The 5,660-nt window shown below is 43.6% G+C and carries 4 protein-coding genes; 1 reads left to right on the top strand and 3 read right to left on the bottom strand.

The features are described 5' to 3' along the window. The first annotated feature begins 22 nt into the window (after positions 1–22). Positions 23–796, top strand: coding sequence for an IS21-like element helper ATPase IstB (gene istB, locus BIZ39_RS20025; protein ID WP_222936716.1), 774 nt, complete (start codon positions 23–25; stop codon positions 794–796). Positions 797–968: 172 nt separating this feature from the next. Here istB and BIZ39_RS20020 read toward each other — a convergent pair whose 3' ends face one another. Genes BIZ39_RS20020 through BIZ39_RS20010 form a run of 3 tightly spaced genes read right to left on the bottom strand, consistent with a single transcriptional unit; the run spans position 969 to position 5,564 of the window. Then, complete coding sequence (locus BIZ39_RS20020) at positions 969–2,774, bottom strand: tyrosine-type recombinase/integrase (RefSeq protein ID WP_187447853.1); 1,806 nt, start codon at positions 2,772–2,774, stop codon at positions 969–971. After that, the gene (locus BIZ39_RS20015) at positions 2,771–4,423 is read right to left on the bottom strand and encodes a hypothetical protein (RefSeq protein WP_187447852.1); all 1,653 of its coding nucleotides are present in this window, start codon (positions 4,421–4,423) and stop codon (positions 2,771–2,773) included. Before BIZ39_RS20015 ends, BIZ39_RS20020 begins: the two co-directional genes overlap by 4 nt. 7 nt (positions 4,424–4,430) lie before the next feature. Continuing rightward, entirely contained in the window at positions 4,431–5,564 is a 1,134-nt protein-coding gene (locus tag BIZ39_RS20010) for a tyrosine-type recombinase/integrase (RefSeq protein WP_187447851.1), read from the bottom strand. Between the last annotated feature and the right edge of the window lie 96 nt (positions 5,565–5,660).

The raw sequence follows: 5,660 nt of genomic DNA, 5'->3' as shown, positions 1-5,660 counted from the left end.
TCATTAGAAAAAGGAAAAAACGATGATTAATCCGATCCCCGAACTCACGCCACTACTGAAACAGCTACGCCTGTCTGGGATGACAGACTCTCTGGCAATACGTAACCGTGAAGCCATTGACCACCAACTCAGTTATCCTGACTTCTTGGCCTTAATGGTACAAGATGAAGTCGCCAGACGTGACCAGAAAAAATATACCACACGTCTTCGTCGTGCAGGCTTCAGAGGTAATAAAACACTGGAAAACTTCGATCTGAATGCCAATCCTAATCTGAACCGCGCTTATATCAACGAACTGGCGGATTGCCGGTTCATTGACGAACATGTAGCAGTGCTTATCGCGGGGCCGTGCGGCACCGGTAAAAGCCATCTTGCTCAGGCTATTGGTCACTGTGCGGTACAAAAAGGGATTGACGTGTTGTTCTTTACTCAGGCAAAACTGCTTGCGAACTTGCATGCAGCGAGAGCCACGAACACCTATGAGAAACGCTTCCAGACGTTAGCTAAAGTAGACTTGCTCATCATCGATGACTTCGGTTTAAAGCCACTCAAATCCCCTCATGATGAAGACTTACACGACTTAATTGATGAACGGTATGAACAGAAATCGACAATCATCACCAGCAACCTAGACTTCAGTGAATGGGGACAAGCCTTCCCAAATAAACTGCTCGGCGCGGCGACACTCGATCGACTCAGACACAACGCCTATCGACTGGTTCTGGAAGGCGAAAGTTACCGCAAATTACGAGAGAACAATAATCAGACTGGACGAGGAGCACAAAGCAAGAAATAATCACTCTGTTTGAGGACAAAAAAGACGGTTTTAAGTGGATCCAATACGCCGCAAATGGGTGGATCTATTAGGGTGCCAATCGACACGGTGATCGGAAATAATATTAGGACGGCCTTTTTCTATGCGAATAATGGCAAGTCGAACCTGCTTGTGTGTTGCTTTCTCTTTTGGATTAGACATTTATCACCTCGATATCGGCTCTCTGATTAATCTCTTGCTTCATGGCTTCAACATCAATACCTAGCGAAGCCAAAACCTTTTCACAACGCTCCATGCCTTTTTCAGCCGCAGCACGACCCGCCCCTCCAATATCATCCAACTGCATTAATTTCATTTGTTGAACCAACATTCCTTCCCAATACGGCAAGTGTCGTTCATCTACGATACCGCTTTCACAACTATCTGGCTTACCGCACTTGCATTCATCATCATTCGTACACCATCCAATACCTGTTGAGCGGATGGGAATTGAGCTAGAGTAGGCTTTAGCCATCTCACTGCGAGAGCCAAAGGTTTTAATTAACTCACCGTCTTCACGCACCCTTTTAATGTTTTGCGCCATCGCACCACCTGTAATGGGGGTATCTAACTCAAACCAATCTTGTTTGATTTCTTCTTCAACCAGATACTTTTCTCGGAGCAGCCCTTCAAATAGTTCGGCATCTAAATCATCATTAAAGGCATACAAAGCGGTCATGGTGATAGACCAGTGCTTGAAGTGGTCTTTCAATGCTCTTAAATCACCTAGCTCTGAATGTACCGCATAGTTCGCGAAGGAGCGTCTGAATTGATGCGATGATAGATTCCAGTCACTCCCTATCTGCTTGCATAGGTTAGGCAACCTATGCTCTGTAATGGCTACTCCAGAGAGTAAGGTGATTGCGTTTTTATTCAGTCGGTTTTTCGTTAGACAAACGTGGTTTGAAATTTCTTGCAGTCGATACACTTCTTTATGGTCGTTGTTTGCTTTTGCCTTATCGATGTCACGCTCAACTTGCGCTTGAAGTGGCGCACTCAGGCAAGACAGAATATCAATTGCTTTTGTCGCAATTTCTGGTGCAATCCACTCTGCTAATCCTGTGTGTGTTTTCTTGGATTCGGTTTCGATGTAGTAATAGGTGGCATCCTCTCTTGTTTCGCTGCGATACGCCCCACGCTTAATGCCTAGCACTTCATGAATACGCATACCTGTCGTAAGCAGTAACCAGAAGATGCAACTATCTCTGAGTAGCAGTGATTCTTTATTTTTTGCTGTTGCCAGAATTTCATCGGCTCTGTCTAGGTATGACTTGGTAAACTGGCACAGTGGCATGAGAACCTCATCAGGAATGATGGGCGTTTTGGCTTTAGTTCTTGCCTCTTTTAAAGTCTCACCAATAAATCCGGCTTGCTCACTGGCACTTGATTCAACCCACGGATGCGCTTTGACAAAATCAAACGCTTCGCAATACCGATACAGGTCTTCTAAGACGAAAAATTTTTGCGCTTTAGTGTCTGATGACAACGGCTTTACTTCACCCTTTTGCTTTGAAGTGAGGGTGTTGACATACTTCACATACGCATTGGACGTAAACGCGGTAAGTCCGTGTACCGCTGTGGTATCACTGCTCAACACCCATTGGAAGTAGGTGCTCAAATCATTCAAAGTCTTTCGTAGAGAGCTAACCGCCAAATCCGACTTCATTTTGTTCCATATCACCCACTTCGCCATGCGTTTCATTTGAACATTTGAAATTCTGGCAAAATTCAGTTTTAACTGATTTGCTACCGTTGCCTTTGTACCTATACTGGATGGAAACACCCATTCATCGTCTTCATAGCGGGAGAGTGTTTGATACACACCATTGGCGAGTTTAAGATAGGTGACAATCCCCGTTAACGTACCATCAATGGCTTGCTCAAGTGTATTGTTACTTGGTTTGGGGCATTGCTGAGTGGCGAACTCTGCTTGCGTCAGTATTAATTCAATGGAACTCATTGTGTCACCTTCAACATATCAAGATTTTGCCAATAGAGGTGCGGATTGGCTCTTGCACGTTCCTTTTCTGTTTCAACTCGCTGCAACTGACCCAACCTTGCAAACTCAGGTACTACGTCTTCATCCACAATTCTGAGCACGTTCCTTAAATGGCGTTTCCAGTCCTTACGACCAAATTCATCACGGTTGCGAACAATTGCCCAATAAAAGCTAAAGAGCTTATATAAATCATCCCCTGTAATGACGAAACTCTTGCAGCGAAAACACCCCAAAAAGTCATTACAAAACGTACCATCTTTCGGGGCTCTATCGCCATTCTTTGGGTCTTTACAGTGGCCCACTGGGACGCTTGGCTCTGCACTCGTTAGCTCCTTGACTCGTATCTCGCCCATTAACCCTAAGTTGCGTTTTGATTGCTCAGGCGCGTGCAAATAGTGGTCAAGCGTTCCTGTTCCGCTTTGCTTGGCTTGCTGTGCGGCAATCAACAAACTCTCACCACTTAGCTCGTACATGCCATTAATGAACGTCTTTCGAAAACGACTCACATTGAGCCTCATCGTGCGGCCATCTTCATCTTTTAGGTCGTATTCCTTAATGAATTTTTTGATGTTGTACACAACGATTCTATCTGACAAGGATGTGGACGTGCCATTTTTTGTGCCTGTGCCACCGCACTTACTTTTATAGACAAATACTAAATCCGTTTTGGTAGTTTCTCGTATTATCGCGTTGCGCTTAATAAGGATTTCAATCAGATAGGCCACATCAAGCTTAACCCCTTGCACCACCTCAAGACTTTCTGACTTACGCAAGTTGTGCAACTGCGTAGCATTGCCTCGCTTTTTAAATACGGTTAACAGTTTTCGGTTGTCTTTGAGTGGGTGGTCACTCAATGCCTCTGTGGTCATATTGAGAAGCGGTGAGGTATTGATACCTGTTTGAATTCCCACAGCCAATAAGCACAGTGTTAACTCATAGCTTGTCAGTGGTTCAGTTTTTTGATAAATCGGCTTAATCGCTTGTTTTAACGCCACCACCACCTGCCTTTTTTCATGAGGAGTCAGCGCCTTTTCGCCCTTTACACGCTTGTTTGAGTGAGAAAATGGGTTCTTAGGGAAGAACTTAGCATTTAAGTTGATGTCTCCAATGGCAGGCCAATACCCCCTTTCTTTCATGCGTATCAGGAATGATTTTCCTTTGCTGTAAACCGATTTTTGGCCGGTATAACCTAACTCACTGCCTTTGAGATGCAGCACATACTGTTCAATCAATTCGGGTGTAATATCCGCTTGCGTTAAGTCCTCACTCGCTGAATGCCTAAATAGCTCAAGGTACTCAGCAAAACAGGCAAAACCATTATATAAATAACTTCTTTGAGTTTGCTCAGTAAAAGCATCGGTATTTTTCAGCAGTGCTTTTGCGGTGTAGTACGCTCGGTTGGTAATGTCGTCATAGCCCTTGCCGTAGTGCGGGCTGAAATCGAAATTACGACCATTACCACCTTTTGAACCGAGGTTTGGATAGTTCACTACAGGGTTGATTGGTCGGACAATCTCTTGGCTTTGAGTCGCGTCGATTGTTGGTTCAACGACAGAGGTTTTCTTAAGCTTTTCTTTGTTAACGGTCAGATTTTTTCGTTGTCTCGCCATACGTTACCTACGCAATCGCATCAATTTGTTGCTGATACTCAATCGAAAAGTCATCGACTAAATCATTAACCAGGTGCAAATACTTCATCGTGGTTGTGATACTTGAATGTCCAAGTCGAGCTTGTAGGTACATCAAGGGTTCAAACTTACTGCTTTTATGCTCCAACATTCCTTTCAGCATGTGCGTTGCGTAAGTATGTCTTAGCATGTGTGGAGATACGTGAAAGGGTAAATTGAGCGACTTGAGAGCCTTTCCAAAAGCAGAACCTTGAGAAGCCCACTCTTGACCATCAGACGTTAAAAACAAGCAATCTGATACCACACCTGACTCTTGCTGTTTCTGAAATCGCGCCTCATTGACATAACGCCACAACTCTTCCATTAATCGTGTCGGGATGTGTATCTTGCGCTCTTTCTCGCCTTTGGTTCGTGAGATATTAACCTCGTAATAAGCTCGGTTGCCTGTAGGTTTTCGTATTACATGCAAGGGGAACAGCAACAGCTCTTTACGTCTAATACCTGTCTGTAGGCATAAACGAACCATCAGCTTCAAGGTTGGATTTTCAATCGCAGATAAAAGCTCTTGCACTTCAATAGCTGACAAAAACTGAGCTTTTTTTTCAAAGGTTTTCATCATCAAATCAGAGCTGTACTTCTTACCACCATTTCTTTCGGTATGAGCTAGAAACTGCTGTCCTTTATTCACTGAAACGGATTCAAGAGAGTACGGTAATGACTTAAACCATTTACCAACACCATAAGAGTAGAAACGTACTAGCGTTCGTAGATGTTGATTGGTTGAATTGATTGTCATACCAAACTCGCCAACACAAAGGTCACGATAAGCACTAACTAACATTTCATCTTCACTGCTTTCTGAAATGTCTCGCCAATCCAAACCGTTCTGCTCACAGAATGTCAGGAATTGAGCTAGATGATTGCCATACGTCCACCAAGTGTTTTCACTATTCACTCGACCTCGTTTTAAGCACTCATAGATCAAGAACTGCATCGCCTCTACACAAAGCATACCTGATTCAATGCCTAGTTCTGGATTATCAGTCTCCCAAGTTAGTAAAGGGAAGTTAGGGTATTTAACGCTTTCTATCTCAAAGTCAGATGTGGATTTCAGTACGATCATAACTATTACTTTATACCTGTATTAATAATCAGTATAAACAGGTATTTTAGAGCATCAAGTAATTGTTACACTTTTAGGGATTCATAACATATCTGA

Origin of the sequence: Alteromonas sp. BZK5, assembly GCF_014349115.1 — a bacterium.
GTDB classification, from domain to species: Bacteria; Pseudomonadota; Gammaproteobacteria; order Enterobacterales; family Alteromonadaceae; genus Alteromonas; species Alteromonas macleodii.
Note: the sequence above shows the minus strand (reverse complement) of the source record. Positions and strands in the feature narration are given on the sequence as shown.

Bases quoted from the DNA above. Each gene is read 5' to 3' on its own strand.
- istB (WP_222936716.1), top strand. From the start codon at position 23: ATGATTAATCCGATCCCCGAACTCACGCCACTACTGAAACAGCTACGC.
- BIZ39_RS20020 (WP_187447853.1), bottom strand. From the start codon at position 2,774: ATGAGTTCCATTGAATTAATACTGACGCAAGCAGAGTTCGCCACTCAG.
- BIZ39_RS20015 (WP_187447852.1), bottom strand. From the start codon at position 4,423: ATGGCGAGACAACGAAAAAATCTGACCGTTAACAAAGAAAAGCTTAAG.
- BIZ39_RS20010 (WP_187447851.1), bottom strand. From the start codon at position 5,564: ATGATCGTACTGAAATCCACATCTGACTTTGAGATAGAAAGCGTTAAA.